Source organism: Spirillospora sp. NPDC049652, assembly GCF_040675125.1.
Classification (GTDB): Bacteria; Actinomycetota; Actinomycetes; order Streptosporangiales; family Streptosporangiaceae; genus Spirillospora.
The window spans coordinates 1-1,131 of the sequence record NZ_JBFAOF010001534.1 but is presented as its reverse complement, the minus strand read 5'-3'; the positions used below and the strand labels follow the sequence as shown (position 1 = coordinate 1,131).

Here is a 1,131-nt window from a genome sequence, read left to right as displayed (position 1 = left end):
CCGACCCGCTGACCGAGGCGAAGATCCACGCCCGGCTGGGAGAGGCGTACCTGGGCGTCGGGCGTCGCGCCGACGCGGCTGAGGAGCTGACCCGCGCGCTCGCGACCCTGGCGGCACGGGACATGCCCGCGCGTGAGGCCCGCGCCCTCGAACTGCTCGCCGAGGCGACCGAGGACGAGGAGACGGCGGCCGCGTACCTGCGGCGGGCGAAGGCGCTGCGCCCCCCGGCGCCGGAGGGCTAGCCGGAGGGCCTACCTCGCGCTTCGTGGCGGGTCCGCGGGCCGTCGCGCAGGGCGTCCGGCGTTGCGCCGTCGTCCAAGCGCGCCGCGACCTCAGCCTCCGTCTACCGAGACAGGACGGCCGTGGGGGGCCTGTTTTGTCAGGGGGGTCCCGACAGCTCCTGACAGCGTTTGGGAACCCGTTCGCGTGGGGGACGTTCGCCCGTGGAATGTCCGACCGGCGACGTACGGTGGGCGGGTCACGGAAGGGGTCGGCCAGTGAAGCTGCTCACCGCAACCAACCTCACCCAGGGCTACCGCGGCAACGACTTCGCCTGGTGCGTGGAGGGCGAGCTCGTCCACATCGGCGTCGTCTGCGACCGCGACGGCGGCGATCCGGACGGCGGCTGCGGCTGCGCCCGCGCGTTCGCCGGGCTCAACTCCCACCGCGCCACCACCACCGCCATGGTCCGCGACGTCCCGGGGTTCACCGAGGCCGACTACGTCGAGGCGATCCGCAGCAGCCTGGAGCAGCAGGGCTACGACGGCTCGCACGCCGAGCACGAGGCGGCGGGCCTGCGCACGCTCGTCCGCGACTGGCCGGTCGGCGCCATCGTCGAACGCCGCCTGGACGAGATCGTCGTCCGCCAGGTCGTCCAGCCCTGACGCCGCGAGCACCTAGAGCCTGTCTCGAAGTGGCCTCAGCCACGCGCGCGAACGCGTGACCTGCCCGGTGGAGCGATGCCGGAGGCGAGCGGAAGCGGGCAGATCGCGAAGCGATGCCGCGTTCGCCCAGGCCTGGTCACGTAGCGAGCCGCCAGGCGAGCGAAGTGGGCCGGGACTGCGAAACAGCCTAGCGTCAGGGGAGGCAGGCCCGGACGCCGCCGTCGCCGCCACGGGTGAACTCGGCGAT

Annotated in this window: 2 protein-coding genes; both read left to right on the top strand. The window is 73.7% G+C overall.

What is annotated here, in order from left to right:
- The coding region (locus tag AB0J52_RS41720) for a hypothetical protein (RefSeq protein WP_500188825.1) at positions 1–242 on the top strand (242 nt) is incomplete at its 5' end.
- Positions 243–497: 255 nt separating this feature from the next.
- Positions 498–884, top strand: coding sequence for a DUF7715 family protein (locus tag AB0J52_RS41715; protein ID WP_500188823.1), 387 nt, complete (start codon positions 498–500; stop codon positions 882–884).
- Positions 885–1,131 lie beyond the last annotated feature (247 nt).